This is a genomic window from Edaphobacter dinghuensis, assembly GCF_014640335.1.
GTDB lineage: Bacteria > Acidobacteriota > Terriglobia > Terriglobales > Acidobacteriaceae > Edaphobacter > Edaphobacter dinghuensis.
Window position 1 is genome coordinate 187517 of the sequence record NZ_BMGT01000003.1, and the last position, 13588, is coordinate 201104.

Below are 13588 nucleotides of genomic sequence, written 5' to 3' on the forward strand. Positions count from 1 at the left end.
TCCTGCAACACTACGGATAAAGTCGTTCCTTCACCCAGACACTATCGACGCGCGAAAACAAAAAACGGTCATGCAGTCGATCTGCGCCATTTATCCAAAACTCAATCCGCTCCGGCCACAGAACATACCCACGCCAGAAATCAGGTCGCGAGACATCATCAGGGCAGCGTTCCTCTACAGCACGAACACGCTCTTCCAATGCCTGCCGACCAGCCAGCGGTCTACTCTGTCGTGAGGCAACGGCCCCAAGCTGGCTGCCACGCGAACGGCTATGAAAGTAAGCATCGGCCTCCGTCTCCGGCAACTCCGAAACTAAGCCTTCTACACGTACCTGCCGACGCAACGACTTCCAGTGAAAGCACATCGCTGCTCGTGGATTCGCCGCAAGCTCCACGCCCTTCCGGCTCTCTGCATTGGTATAGAACGCAAAGCCGCGCTCATCCAATCCCTTCAGCAATACCATGCGGACACTTGGGGCACCGTCAACCGTAGCAGTAGCCAGCGCTGCGGCATTCGGATCGTTTGGCTCTTTTGCCTCTGCCTCATGCATCCACGCACGAAACAGCGCAATCGGTTCCGCTGCTGTCTCTGCGTCAATCATGTTCATACTGATTCCTCGGCTTGATGGTAAGGCCGCCTATTAGACCAGCCCGTCGAATAGATCTTTCTCAAGCTGCGCGGGCTGTGGCTCTTTCGTTGCCACCAGAGTATAAAACTCCTCGGCTCCATACTGCTCAAATAGGTCCTTGGTCTGCTCCATCAGTGGCGCTTGCGAGGTGTGCTGGCGAAAGGCCTCTGTCTTTCGCGCCCGTACCGATTCAATGTCGAGCGTGACCGTCCAGGGCATCGGCTTCGGTGCCTGCCTGCCGGGGATGAAGAAGTTCGTACTCAAATGAAACAACCGCTTCGGCTCATGCACCGTGCCAAGCAGCGGATACCGCTTTGCCTGTCCCGACCAATGAAACGCCGCTGTAGTCAGCATCGAGACCATCATGTGATCGGGATGCGTATTCAGTCCGCCATCGGTGCCAAATGTAATTACGACGTCCGGACGAAACTGCCGCATCTTCTCTACCAGCCTTCCCGCTGCCTGCGAAAAATCGACAAACTCCAGGCGCGCATCGTGATAGTCCAGCAGCTCATGCCTGCTTACGCCGAGCACTTCGCACGATGCGACAAACTCTTCTCGCCGCATCTTTCCCAATGCTTCACCCGAGGCTGCATCGCCCCGGTTAGTAGCTGCTTGCCCATCAGTCAGACAGATGACGTAAGTCTCAACTCCATTCTCAGCAGCCAGTGCCAGCGCTCCGCCGAATGCAAAACACTCATCATCGGGATGCGCTACAACACACATCAATTTCAATCCCACTTCGTCCCCTCTTCTATTTCGAAATCATCGAACAGCAACTCTTCGGTCACCTGTGCCTCAGCCACAGCATCAGGATCGACCGCCCGCACTGGTGCAAATGTACGCCGGTGCAACGCACATGGCCCACGCTCTGCCAACGCGCGCCGATGCTCCGGCGTGCCATAGCCTTTATGCGACGCCAGCCCATATCCCGGATGCACCAGATCCAAATCGCGCATCAATGCATCCCGATGTACTTTGGCTACCACCGAAGCTGCCGCAATGGAAAGACTCAGCGAGTCTCCATAGATCAACTTCGTCTGCTTACAGGGATGGTCCAGACGCATAGCATCGATCAGCAGATGATCAGGAGCAACCTCCAAACCCTGCACCGCCGCCAGCATGGCCATGCGCGTCGCCTGATAGATGTTTACGCGGTCAATCGTTGCAGCATCTACTTCAGCGACACAAACCGCAATTGCCATCCGCCGGATGCGTTTGTTCAACTGCTCTCGCTGCTCCCGCGTCAACTGTTTAGAGTCAGTCAACCCAGCCTTCGCCAATCCGCTCAGGCGTTCAGGCAGAATCACCGCAGCCGCGACCACAGGCCCGAACAGCGCACCGCGGCCAACCTCATCGACGCCGGCAATGCTGCGAAAGCCGTGGTAGCGCAAAGCCTGTTCCGGTGCATCGCTGCACACAAGCTGTTTCAGCATTCGCTGTTTCGCCGTTGCGGCAGTGACTGTCTTCGAGATTCGAATCGATGCAACCGAGGCCATAAGCGTCATCAACGAGTGTATAACTCTGCACCGAGCAAAACGAAGCCACGACCGAAGTCGTGGCTCTGTAAAACGGAAGATGAAAGCTTAGCTGGCGCGCTCGACTTCACGCAGACGGGCAGCCTTGCCGCGCAGACCGCGCAGGTAGAACAGCTTGGCGCGACGAACTTCGTAGGAGCGAACCTTTTCGACCTTGTCGACGACCTTGGAGTTGTATGGGAAGATGCGCTCGACGCCCTGGCCGAAGCTCATCTTGCGAACGGTAAAGGTGCCCTGGGCTCCCTTACGGCAGGCAATCACCATGCCTTCAAACGCCTGCAGCCGCTCTTTCTCGCCCTCACGAATCTTGACTTGAACGCGGACGGTATCGCCAGGGGCAAACTCGGGTAAATCGGTCCGCTCGAACTTGGCGGCCAGCTTCTGCATGATTGGATTGATCGACATGACAACTTTCCTGTGTTTGGACTCGAGTCTTTAGTGTACACGAATACGGGGGTCAAAGTCCTTATTTAAGCCTCATATTCGCCGTTCAGCCGCAGTTCCGCCAGCATCTCCCGGTCCTCATCGCTGATTACCATTCGTTCCAACAGATCTGGCCGGTTTCGCAGGGTCTTCTCCAGCGCCATCCTTCGCCGCCAGCGCCGAATCGCCTCGTGGTCCCCGCCGCGCAAAGCCTCTGGAATCGCGATTCCGCGAAACTCCGCAGGCCGCGTGTAGTGCGGATAATCCAGCAACCCACCCGCTCCATAGGTACTCCGCGGAACTCCATCCTCCGTCGTCGTATCTTCCGCCACATCATCCGCCCCAAAGCTCTCAAACCGCGAAGAATCAGGATTCCCCAGCGCACCCGGAAGCAGCCGCACAACAGCATCCACAATCACCGCCGCCGCCAGCTCGCCACCCGACAGCACATAGTCTCCAATCGAAATCTCCCGATCGCAAAGCATCTCGTTCACCCGCTCGTCGACCCCCTCATAGCGACCGCAGATAATCACCACGCGCTCTGCAGCGGCAAGCTCCTGCGCGACAGCCTGCGTAAATGGCCGACCCTGTGCCGACAGCAGGATCACTGTCTCCTTCGCCGTCTCCCGCTCGGTCTTCGCCGAGACTCCCAATGATGCGAAGGCGTCATAGATAGGCTCCGGCTTCAGCACCATGCCCTCGCCCCCGCCAAAGGGGCGATCATCCACCGTCCGGTGCCGGTCATGCGTAAAGCCGCGAAGATCATGTGCGACCACGTCCACCAAGCCCGCTGTACGGGCGCGCTTCAGTATCCCATAGTCCAGAGGACTATCGAAGAAGCCGGGAAAGATCGTAATGATATCGAAGCGCATAAGAATTCAGTGTAGAGCCTGCATTGCCCAGCCGGAACCGGCCTACTGCTTCGACTCTCCGCGAGCCTTCGCATCCTGATCGGATCTCTGCGACTGATTTACTTCCACCAGCCCCTCCGGCAGAGTCATGTTCACTCGCTTCTCTTTAGTATCCACCTCAACGATGAAGGCCTTCGCGAAGGGAATCAGGATCTCATTACCATCGGGGGATATAACCTCCAGCAGAGGTGCAGCCTCCTCGAGCCGACGAGAGCCGTCCGCCGTAGCAGGGAAGTGAACGTCGGTGATTGTGCCCACCGCTATCGCGCCGTCGTACACCGTGCAGCCGACTAATTCGCTGATATAGACCGCGTCCTCGTCCAGAGGCACACGCTCGTTGTCCGGAATCAGAACCTCGAGCCCAGCCAGCGCCTCTGCCTGGGTAATTGAATCCACCCCTGCAAACTGCAGAACAATGCGTCCCTCGTTCTTGCCCATCGGCAGCCAGAACGCGACGACCTCTGCGGCGCGGGCCTGCGCAGCCTCGCCATCAAAACCGGGAGCGGCCAGAAAGACCTGAGTTCGTTCTTTGAACCGTTCAGGAAAGTCGGTGAACAACTCCGCGAGCAACTCGCCCTTACGGCCCTGAGGCCGTAGCAGGTGAGCCAGCGCGATCCACGAAGAAGCATTTGCTGTCATAGGTTGAAACGAAAATCAACTTAGCAGATCACGATGCTCGGTTCTCTTCCACGATATCCAGTGAAAAGCGACGCTTCAGCTTCATGCTGGCTGCGCTCAGCACGGTGCGTATCGAGCGCGCCGTCCTGCCCTGTTTTCCGATCACCTTACCTACGTCGCTCTGTGCTACATGCAGCCGCAGAAGCGTCCCGTCGCCGTCCTGAATCGTCTCTACGGAGACCTCTTCCGGTTTATCCACCAATGCGCGGGCAAGTTCAGCGACCAGGTCGCTCATCTTTTTCGCAGAATCGTCACCTGACGCCAATTGCATGGCTTCGTCCATTACACACACCTCTTGGGAGTCACGCTGCAACGCTCACGCTCAACCTTTCGTCTCATCTGATGCGAGATCTTCCAGGCTGTGCTGCTACGAGCATCACAACGGTTCATGGGAAGCTTGGTTGAGTACGCCATGCTTTTCCCATTGTGCACCACCGATTTCGCGACGGTGCAATAGAGAAATTCTACGTGAGTAATAGGCACGATGCGATATAAGAAACCGACTCAGTTACGAAATCTTTGGGAACCTTACCGTTCGTTCCCAAAGATCACCGGTAATGTGACTTAAGCGGCAGATGCTGTCTCGGTTGCAGCAGGGGCCTGAGCCAACAGCTTGCCAACGCGGTCAGAGAGCTGCGCACCCTTGCTGACCCAGAAGTCAATGCGGTCGCGCTTCAGATCGACGGTCGCAGGATTTGTGCGGGGATTGTACGTGCCTACGACTTCAACCGACCGGCCATTGCGAGCACGGTCCTTTTCGATTACAACGACGCGATAGTGGGGCTGCTTACGCGCTCCAACGCGCGCCAAACGGATCATCAACACTAGGAATGCCTTTCAGAACTGTTATTTTGAGCCTGACGTCTATCCGCGAAAGCCTTCACACAGGACAGGACTGATGCAGCCCAACACCTAAGTATGGCTGAAAATGCAGCTTTTCGCAATGCTCAGACGCTCAAATTCCTATCACCCAATCTCGATACAATAGACCCCAGTGAACCGCGAATATCACAAATGGTTATCGCCTGCCCTCGGGCGGGAGATGGAACTTCTCGTCTTCGGACACGCCGGACCACCAGCCATCGCCTTTTCAACCTCTTGCGGTCGCTTCTTCGACTTCGAGGATCGCGGTATGGTCAATGCCGTCCGCCACAAGATCGAAGCTGGTCACCTGCAACTCTTTTGTATTGATTCAGTTGACGCCGAAAGCTGGTACAACCGCACCGTCGTTCCACGAGCCCGTCTCGCCCGCCACCTTCGCTTCGAGCAGTACATCCTCGAGGAAGTCGTTCCCTTCGTCCGTTACAGGAACGGCTGTTCCAGTCTCAACGCCATCGGGTGCAGCTTTGGCGGTTACCATGCGGTCAATATCGCCCTTCGACACCCGGAGATCTTCACCGGAACCCTCTCCATGGGGGGTGCGCTCGATCCCTCCGGCTTCCTCTCCGGCTACTACGACCAGGACTGCTACCTCAACCTGCCGACCCACTACATGCCGAACATCAGCGACGCCCATTATTTCTACTATTACCGTCGCAATAGCTGTATCCTCGCCACCGGCGTCGACGACGTCTGCCGCGAGATGAATCAGCAGATGGCCCACATCCTCCACACCAAGGAGATTCCCTGTCGTCTCGATGTCTGGGGCGACGGTGCCGGCCACGACTGGCACACCTGGCAACGCATGATCGATGCCTATCTATAACAACTAAGGGAGAAGATTTGAAAGCTATGCGGAGCGTGCGTTGAAGAAGATTGGCGTCCTGTTCGGAGTGGAGAATACCTTTCCCGGTGCTCTGGTCGACCGCATCAACTCCATGGAGCTTGAGGACATTCGCGCCGAGTTCGTCCATGTCGGCGGCGTCCAGATGGCCACTCCCTCCGGCTACGACGTCATCGTCGATCGCATCTCGCATGAGATGCCCTTCTATCGCGCGTGGCTCAAAAATGCGGTGCTCGGCGGAGCTCAGGTCATTAACAATCCCTTCTGGTGGTCTGCCGACGACAAATTCTTCAACTACGCTCTCGCCTCAAAGCTTGGCGTGGCAGTGCCTCGAACCATCCTGCTCCCGCACAAGGAATTTCCGCCGCAGATCAACGCTCGTTCCGTCCGCAATCTGGAGTACCCGCTCGACTGGGACGGCATCTTTGACTACGTCGGCTTTCCCGCCTTCCTCAAGCCGCACGACGGCGGCGGCTGGCGCGATGTCTTCCACGTACACAACCGCGACGAGTTCTTCGCCGCCTACGATCAGACCCGCGATCTTTGCATGACCCTTCAAGCGGCGGTCAACTTTCAGCAATACTTCCGCTGCTTCGTCGTCGGCCAGTCCGAGGTCCGCATCATGGCCTACGATCCGCGCCAGCCCCACGAGCACCGCTACATCTTCGAGCCGCCCACCGATGATCCCAAACTCTTGCAGCGCATCGAGCGAGATGCCATTATGCTTTGCCGCGCCCTCGGCTACGACCTCAACACGGTTGAGTTCGCCGTCGAAGATGGCATCCCTTATGCCATCGACTTTATGAACCCAGTGCCCGACGCCGATCTCTACTCCGTAGGCGAGGCCAACTTCAACTGGATCATCGATGCCATGGCAAGGCTGGCGGTGAAGAAAGCCCAATCTCCATCGCACGTCGAAATTGCTCCTCAATCACAGGCCCATTGGTCTGTCTTCCTCTCCGGCGTTCCAGCACAGACCCCCAAGCCGAAGACACCTCGACGAACTCCGGTCAAAAAATCCTCAGCTAAAACCAGGAAATGACATCTGCCATGTCGAAACCATGCAGGGCGCGCGGATTTTATCACAGATCAAGAATTTTTGTTCCACGTGGAACATTCTTGCTAACGTTGCCATGACCGGCATGACTGGTCTCGATGCAGCCTGAGGGATGGGATGGCATAGACTCGATTCCGAATCTCTCCTCCTCTCAAAATTCTCTTGCTCAATCTCATGCGTACGGTAGACTCCTGTATGTCAGTCAACGGGTCGCATCGCGGCCACAAGGCTAGGCAAGGAGGACGTGTGAGTCAGCGGCCCAGGACGAGTGGAGACAATCCAGTTCGCAATGCAGTCCGTTTTCCGATGAGACTGGCCATTCATCTCTCGACTGAGGATGGCGACATCGAAGCCGTAACCGAGAATATCTCTGCCAACGGCCTGCTCTTCGTCAGTGACCGCCTTCCCGAAATTGACAGTAAAATTGAGTTCACTATTACAATGCCCTCGGCGGTAATGGGTTCCGCTACCGATGTCACCATTCATTGCAGGGGTCGCGTGGTACGCCACTCCATAGAGAATGGTGAAAAGAAGGCCGCTGCTGTGATCGACGAATATTTCCTAAAGGCCTGATTTATGACGGTTGTTCATTTTGACAAAACCCGGAGTGATGACGAGGTTCCGGACGAGAACGTTCAGGAAGGTGCAGGTTCCGCTGGAATTCGCGTCATTTTGGCCGATTCGCAGGCAATCTATCGTGTCGGGATCCGGAAGATCTTTGCGCTCGAGGACGACATTCGCGTCGTTGCTCAGGTAGAAACCCTCAATAATCTCTATCTCGCGCTGCAACGCTACCCCACCGACGTTGTTGTGCTCGAAGGCCAACTGATCGCCGGCACCATCGACGCCATTCCGGAGCTGGTGCGTCAGGCTCCCGATGCCAAGCTGATCGTTCAGGTCTCTGAGGCGGATGAGGCCAACACCGTCGAGCTCTACCGCCGTGGAGTTCGCGGCGTGGTGCCGCGCTCTATCTCTCCGGACCTCCTGATCAAATGTGTCCGCAAGATCGCCGACGGCGAGACCTGGATCGACAATCAATCCATTAGCTGGGTCATCGAGGCCTATCGCGCCCAGGCGACCTCGCTCACTGATCCCAAAGTCCAGCCCAAGCTCTCGAAGAAGGAGCTGGCCATCATCAGCTGCATCACCCGCGGTATGCGTAACAAGGAGATTGCCTACCAGATCGGCACGACTGAACAGGTGATCAAGAACTATCTCCGCAAGATCTACGACAAGCTTGGGGTGTCGGATCGCCTGGAGCTGGCGCTCTATTGCCTGCACCATGAGTTGCTGAAGAAGTACACCCAGGAGCTCAACAGCGCGGGTATCGCAACAGAGCCGTCTCAGCCGTTACGAGCCAAGATGTAATTTTCCGGCGCTCATGTGGAGAGCTAAACCCTGGCGATCCCCGGCATTTATCGCGCCTTCGAGTGGCCTGCATTGCTCTACCCACTGGCTGCATTTACTATGGTGCAAGTATTGACTTTAACGTAATCGTCCTTCTGTTTTGGCACCCTTCTGCTCATGTCAGCCATCCAATCCCCAGCGACGGAAGAAATTCACCCGGATGTAGCGCTTGTAGCTCGCGCAAAGACGGGTGACGCGGCTGCTTTCGAGCAGCTCGTGCGGCAGTACGAACGCCAGATCTTCCGGGTAGCGCAGCATATTACGCAAAACCGTGAAGACGCCGAAGACATCACGCAGGATGCATTTCTCAAGGCTTACGAGAAGCTGGACCAGTTCCAGGGAAACTCCAAGTTCTCGACTTGGCTCGTCCGCATCGCTGTCAATGAAAGCCTCATGCGGTTGCGCAAGCGCAAGACCAGCAAGACGGTCTCGATGGACGCGGACGTTCAGACCGAAGAAGGGGCAATTCCAAGAGATTTTGCTGAGTGGCGGCCTAATCCCGAGCAAAACTACAATCAGGCGGAGCTTGCAGAGATCCTTCGCAAGACGATCCAGGGCCTTCCCCCCGGTTTTCGTACTGTCTTCACCCTTCGCGACATTGAAAATCTCTCCACGGAAGAGACTGCGGAGGCACTCGGCTTGAGCGTTCCTGCTGTCAAATCGAGGCTGTTGCGAGCGCGTCTACAATTGCGCGAGCGTCTCAGCAGGTACTTCCATAAGAAGGAGGGTCAGCCAGCATGACCTGCACCGACTTTCTCAGCCAGCTAACCGATTACTTCGACGGTCAGATTAGTGCCGAACTGCTCGAAGAGGTTCGCGCTCATACCGCCGGGTGCAGCCACTGCGAAGTGGTCCTCAATACCACCCGCCAAACTATTGAAATATATCGCGGTAACGAGGTTTACGAGGTTTCTGACGAGTTCCGCGAGCGGCTTCACTCCGCCATTATGCGGAAATGTAGTCAAAAGGCGAGTGCTTAGACCTCGTTTTTCTTGACGCATGACAAGGCTCCGACTATCCTAATATCAATGGCGAACCTTTGCGCATCCCGTTGTTGCATGTGTTGTTGCGACGCCGCGCGCCTTCGCCTTTGCCCCGCTTCGTAGATTGATTGAGTAAATCTCGAACACCTTAGCAAAGTCATAAGCGCCCACGAACCTCGGTGGGCCTTTCTTATTTCTGCTTCACTAAAGGAATCTAATGACCACCCCTTCCGCTCCCGTTATCAAAGAGACCAAAGCCCAGAAGACAGAGCGACTCAAGCTCGCGAAGAATCCCTGGGAGGCCTTTGATGAGATCCGCCAGTTTGCCCGCGACGGCCGCGACTCCGTCCCTGAAGAGTGGGCGCTCTACTTCCGGTGGTGGGGAGTGTACTCGCAGGGCGACGGCCTTGGCCTGGCGGGCGGCAAAAATGGCGAAGGCAAAGCCACAGAGTTCTTCATGCTGCGCATCGGCCTGCCCAACGGCCTGCTCACCAGCCATCAGCTCCGCGTTATCGGCGGCATCACCAAGAAATTCGCTCGCAATCTGGCCGACATTACCACTCGCCAGAACATTCAGCTTCACTGGCTCACCATCGCCGATCTGGTCGAAGTGGTGGATGCGCTTACCGAAATCGGCCTCTCCCCCAAGGGAGCCTGCGGAGACGTCGTCCGCAACGTAACCGGCTGCCCTCTCGCCGGTCTCAGCCACGACGAGCTCATCGACGCGTCGCCTCTCGCCGTCGAAGTGGCCCGGACGCTTACGGCGAACACCGCCTTCTACAACCTGCCGCGCAAGTTCAAGATCTCCATCTCCGGCTGCTCGTTGTGGTGCAGCTATCCCGAGATCAACGACGTTGCTCTCACCGCGACGAAGCATGTTGTCGACGATAAGGAAGAGGTTGGTTACACCTTGCGCGTTGGCGGCGGTCTCTCTACCGAGCCGCACATCGCCGCTCGCATTCCCGCCTTCATCCGTCAGGACCAGGCCCTCGCTGCTGTCATCGCCGCTGCGGAGATCTTCCGCGATGCCGATGTGCTCCGTGAAAACCGCATGAAGGCCCGTTCCAAGTATCTCTTCATGAAGTTTGGCTGGACACCCGAATCCTACCTCGAAGTGCTCGAATCGAAGCTCGGTTACAAGCTGATCCCTTCGCCCGCAGAGGACGAGAACATCGCCGACGATATCTATCGCGACCACATCGGAATCACACAGCAGCGCCAGCCCGGCCTCTCTTCGGTCGGCGCCAGCGTGCTTCGCGGACGGGTCACCGGCGATCAGTTGCAAAAACTAGCGGACCTCGCCGACAAGTACGGCAACGGCCAGCTTCGCGCGACGATCATGCAGAACATCATCATCGTCAACGTGCCGAACGAGGTGACCGCTGCTCTGGTCATCGAACTGAATACCCTCGGTTTTCAGGTGGATGTTTCGTCTTTCTGGCGCGGCGCGATTGCCTGCACAGGCACTGAGTTCTGCAAGCTTGCCATCACAGAGACCAAGGGATTTGCGAAGTGGCTGGTCAGCGAGATGGAAGACCGTCTCCCCGGCTTCGATCAGCAGATCAAGCTGCACGTTACGGGCTGCACCAATAGCTGCGGACAGCACTGGATCGCCGATATCGGCCTTGAGGGCAAGAGAATCAAGAAGGATGGCAAGCTGGTGGATGCCTTCCACTTCTGCGTTGGCGGAGCGGTTGGCAAGTATGCTCGCACCTCTCGGCCTCTCGGCTACCGCGCCGCTGCGGAAGATGTTCCGGATGCCATCGAGCGCTTGCTTCAGGCGTATCTGGCCGATCGGCAACCGGACGAAGATCTCCGCGCCTACTTCGCGCGTCACGACGATGACACTCTCCGCGCATTGCTGAACGGAGAGGCTATCGATGCGGTCGAGCGCGATGCTCCCCCTGTTGGAGCTGGCCGCCTCGCTCCAGGCGAGTAAAAGTCCAGACAGCGGGACGTAGGAACATTTCTCAATGTGTTTCTGCGTCTCCGCTATCATTAAAGGAAGATATTATGTCTCTCTTTCCCATCTTCCTGAAGCTCGCTGCTCGTCCTTGCGTCGTGATCGGGGCGGGAAATCTGGCTGAATCCAAGATCGAATCGCTCCAGGCTGCAAATGCCCGGATTACGGTGATCGCTCCCGAGGCTAGCGAGCGCATTCGGAGCCTTGCCGCCGCGGGCGAGATTGAACTTCTTCAGCGGCCTTATGTTGACGGCGACCTGACGGGCAGCTTTCTCGTTGTGGCTGCGACGAATGTTCCTTCGGTCAATCGCGCGGTCTTTGCCGAGGCGACCGCAAAGGGCGTTCTTTGCAATGCCGTAGATGATCCGCCCTTCTGCGACTTCTACTTCCCATCGGTCGTCCGGCGAGGCGACCTGCAGATTGCTATCTCCACCGCCGGCGCCAGCCCTGCTCTCGCGCAGAAGATACGAAAAGACATTAATGCACAGCTCCCTCTCGATGCAGGGGAGTGGCTCGCCGACCTTGGCAATCTGCGCCGCGAGGTCGTCGCTGCCGAGCCTCTTAATGACGAGCGCAAGTGGCTGCTTCACCAGCTTGCCCAGCGTGAGGTGTGTTCTTTTGACCAATGCCCTTCGCGTCTGTTGGCTCGCGAGCACGCCAAGACCAATACCCCGGAAGGTAACTCTTGAGCGGACATGAAGTGGCAAAGCATCCTGCGGCTTCGTCCTTACCGCAGAACAGGCGATCGGCCAGGGCCGAACGCGGTCACGTGTATCTTGCCGGAGCAGGCCCCGGCGATCCTGATTACCTCACCTTGAGAACGGTTCGGCTGCTCGAGACGGCAGACCTTGTACTTCCTGATGATCTTGTCTCTGAAGAGATCCTTGCGTTGATCCCCGCAGGGACGGAGATTATTCCGGTGGGGAAGCGCTGCGGCCAGCCCCGTATTACCCAGGCCGAGATCCATGTGCTTATGATCGACGGCGCGCGGGCAGGCAAATCGGTCCTGCGCCTCAAGTCAGGCGATCCGCTTATCTTCGGACGCGCCGGAGAAGAGCTTCAGGCGCTTCGCGGTGCGGGCATTCCGTTTGAGATCGTGCCCGGCATTACTACTGCGTTTGCTGTGGCCGCCGGTCTGAAGACGCCGCTGACCGATCGCAGTGCTGCGTCCAAGCTCATTCTGGCTACCGCGCATCATGCGGCGGGCAAGGTGCAGCTTACGCCCAAGTGGAGTGGGGCATTTCCACCGGATGCTACGCTGGTCATCTATATGCCGGGCAGGAACTTTCGCGCGCTCGCCGATGATCTGATCGAGTCAGGCATCGCTGCCGACACCCCTTGCGTTGCTGTCTCCAAGGCTTCAACCGCTGCGGAGCAGGTCCACGCCGCGACCCTTGGGTCGATCGACGATGCCGCGGTGGGGCCGGCTCCGGTGATCCTGCTTATCGGGCAGGCGATTCAGGTCGACTGATTCTAGCTCCTGATCTTTCGGCGTATGACGCCGGCTCCCGCAATAAGACCGGTCAACAGCAGAACAAGGTTCTCCGGCTCGGGAACAGGTGTTATCGGCGGAGAGCTTGGAGGAATGAAGCCGCCAGGGAATCCGGGTGTCGAGGAACCCGGCGGTCCGCCCGAACCTGGAGTATCGGGAGTTACTCCCGTATCGGTATAGGTCGGCGGAACGGTGGATGCGATCAGTTGTTGATCATCGGAATCCGATACCGGCAGAAAATCCAGCGGCCGCTGTGCGGCAAAGTTTGCCGGAGTCTCTTCTTTGATGATCGGCTGATCTGCCTCTCGTTCGGGGAGCACACCGCAGGCCAGGTTGTACCGGCGGAGAATCTCGGCGCGGGTCATTCTGGGACGATGCGGATAGTGGCGGTGCGGCCTGACGACAGGCTTCGGCTTGACGTAACCCGCCAGCTTCATGCGGGCATAACGCTCTGCTCTGAGCTTCGCCAGGCGCAAGCGCTTCACTGCCTGAGAGTGCGCAAGCTGCTGCTTGTAGGCGATGAACCAGCGCTGGCATTCTGTCGACGCGTTAACGCCGGTCGCCGATCCGGTCACCAGAAGCACGATCATCAGAAGTAGCAGTGTTCGTCGCCGCATTGAATCGCTCTTAAGCGAAATGTCGCTCGATACGGTACCTAGCAATTCAAGTGCCAGAGTCAGTAATTCTCCATATATCCGCAATAATGGAGAAATGAGAGGCAATTCTGGTAAGGCGGGTGGAACAATAATTGCCCAAATGGGCTGTGGTGTGTGACAAAGTTTGCA

18 protein-coding genes are annotated in these 13588 nt (G+C 57.3%); 9 read left to right on the plus strand and 9 right to left on the minus strand.

The features are described 5' to 3' along the window. Window positions 1–10 precede the first annotated feature (10 nt). The 8 genes from pdxH to rpsP all read right to left on the minus strand — a co-directional run bounded on the left by pdxH (window position 11) and on the right by rpsP (window position 4997). Window positions 11–607 carry a pyridoxamine 5'-phosphate oxidase gene (gene pdxH, locus IEW09_RS12625; protein WP_188554582.1) on the minus strand — a complete coding sequence of 199 codons (597 nt, stop codon included), beginning with the start codon at window positions 605–607 and terminating at the stop codon, window positions 11–13. Window positions 608–640: 33 nt separating this feature from the next. Beyond that, window positions 641–1369, minus strand: a complete 729-nt coding sequence (locus IEW09_RS12630) for a PIG-L deacetylase family protein (RefSeq protein ID WP_229739294.1) — start codon at window positions 1367–1369, stop codon at window positions 641–643. Next, window positions 1360–2127, minus strand: a complete 768-nt coding sequence (rnhB, locus tag IEW09_RS12635; protein ID WP_188555233.1) for a ribonuclease HII — start codon at window positions 2125–2127, stop codon at window positions 1360–1362. Before rnhB ends, IEW09_RS12630 begins: the two co-directional genes overlap by 10 nt. Before the next feature lie 87 nt (window positions 2128–2214). Continuing rightward, window positions 2215–2571 (minus strand): 50S ribosomal protein L19, encoded by a 357-nt coding sequence (rplS, locus tag IEW09_RS12640; RefSeq protein ID WP_373282821.1) that lies wholly within the window; start codon window positions 2569–2571, stop codon window positions 2215–2217. 65 nt (window positions 2572–2636) lie between these two features. Further along, on the minus strand, window positions 2637–3461 hold the full coding sequence (gene trmD / locus IEW09_RS12645; protein ID WP_188554583.1) for a tRNA (guanosine(37)-N1)-methyltransferase TrmD: 825 nt from the start codon (window positions 3459–3461) through the stop codon (window positions 2637–2639). Between the two features lie 42 nt (window positions 3462–3503). Next, window positions 3504–4139 carry a ribosome maturation factor RimM gene (gene rimM, locus IEW09_RS12650; protein WP_188554584.1) on the minus strand — a complete coding sequence of 212 codons (636 nt, stop codon included), beginning with the start codon at window positions 4137–4139 and terminating at the stop codon, window positions 3504–3506. 28 nt (window positions 4140–4167) lie between these two features. Next, on the minus strand, window positions 4168–4461 hold the full coding sequence (locus IEW09_RS12655) for a KH domain-containing protein (protein WP_158910835.1): 294 nt from the start codon (window positions 4459–4461) through the stop codon (window positions 4168–4170). A gap of 281 nt (window positions 4462–4742) precedes the next feature. Further along, window positions 4743–4997 (minus strand): 30S ribosomal protein S16, encoded by a 255-nt coding sequence (gene rpsP / locus IEW09_RS12660; RefSeq protein WP_188554585.1) that lies wholly within the window; start codon window positions 4995–4997, stop codon window positions 4743–4745. Window positions 4998–5220: 223 nt separating this feature from the next. On the opposite strand from rpsP, the gene IEW09_RS12665 reads away from it, so the two are divergent. The 9 genes from IEW09_RS12665 to cobA all read left to right on the plus strand — a co-directional run bounded on the left by IEW09_RS12665 (window position 5221) and on the right by cobA (window position 12782). Next, complete coding sequence (locus IEW09_RS12665) at window positions 5221–5883, plus strand: esterase family protein (RefSeq protein ID WP_308420556.1); 663 nt, start codon at window positions 5221–5223, stop codon at window positions 5881–5883. A gap of 40 nt (window positions 5884–5923) precedes the next feature. Continuing rightward, window positions 5924–6943: an ATP-grasp domain-containing protein gene (locus IEW09_RS12670; RefSeq protein WP_188554587.1), complete on the plus strand. Its 1020-nt coding sequence runs from the start codon at window positions 5924–5926 to the stop codon at window positions 6941–6943. A gap of 261 nt (window positions 6944–7204) precedes the next feature. Beyond that, window positions 7205–7531: a PilZ domain-containing protein gene (locus IEW09_RS12675; RefSeq protein WP_229739295.1), complete on the plus strand. Its 327-nt coding sequence runs from the start codon at window positions 7205–7207 to the stop codon at window positions 7529–7531. Between the two features lie 3 nt (window positions 7532–7534). Next, window positions 7535–8326, plus strand: coding sequence for a response regulator transcription factor (locus IEW09_RS12680; RefSeq protein ID WP_188554589.1), 792 nt, complete (start codon window positions 7535–7537; stop codon window positions 8324–8326). A 156-nt stretch (window positions 8327–8482) separates the two neighbouring features. Then, the gene (locus IEW09_RS12685; protein WP_188554590.1) at window positions 8483–9106 is read left to right on the plus strand and encodes an RNA polymerase sigma factor; all 624 of its coding nucleotides are present in this window, start codon (window positions 8483–8485) and stop codon (window positions 9104–9106) included. Continuing rightward, window positions 9103–9345 (plus strand): anti-sigma factor family protein, encoded by a 243-nt coding sequence (locus IEW09_RS12690; protein WP_188554591.1) that lies wholly within the window; start codon window positions 9103–9105, stop codon window positions 9343–9345. Before IEW09_RS12685 ends, IEW09_RS12690 begins: the two co-directional genes overlap by 4 nt. Window positions 9346–9565: 220 nt before the next feature. Then, window positions 9566–11287: a nitrite/sulfite reductase gene (locus IEW09_RS12695; RefSeq protein ID WP_188554592.1), complete on the plus strand. Its 1722-nt coding sequence runs from the start codon at window positions 9566–9568 to the stop codon at window positions 11285–11287. 74 nt (window positions 11288–11361) lie between these two features. After that, complete coding sequence (locus tag IEW09_RS12700; protein ID WP_188554593.1) at window positions 11362–12000, plus strand: precorrin-2 dehydrogenase/sirohydrochlorin ferrochelatase family protein; 639 nt, start codon at window positions 11362–11364, stop codon at window positions 11998–12000. Continuing rightward, entirely contained in the window at window positions 11997–12782 is a 786-nt protein-coding gene (gene cobA / locus IEW09_RS12705) for a uroporphyrinogen-III C-methyltransferase (protein ID WP_229739296.1), read from the plus strand. The genes IEW09_RS12700 and cobA overlap by 4 nt, the downstream gene beginning before the upstream one ends. A gap of 2 nt (window positions 12783–12784) precedes the next feature. Here the strand turns inward: cobA and IEW09_RS12710 are convergent, their stop codons facing one another. Continuing rightward, window positions 12785–13420, minus strand: a complete 636-nt coding sequence (locus IEW09_RS12710) for a PEP-CTERM sorting domain-containing protein (protein ID WP_188554594.1) — start codon at window positions 13418–13420, stop codon at window positions 12785–12787. Window positions 13421–13588 lie beyond the last annotated feature (168 nt).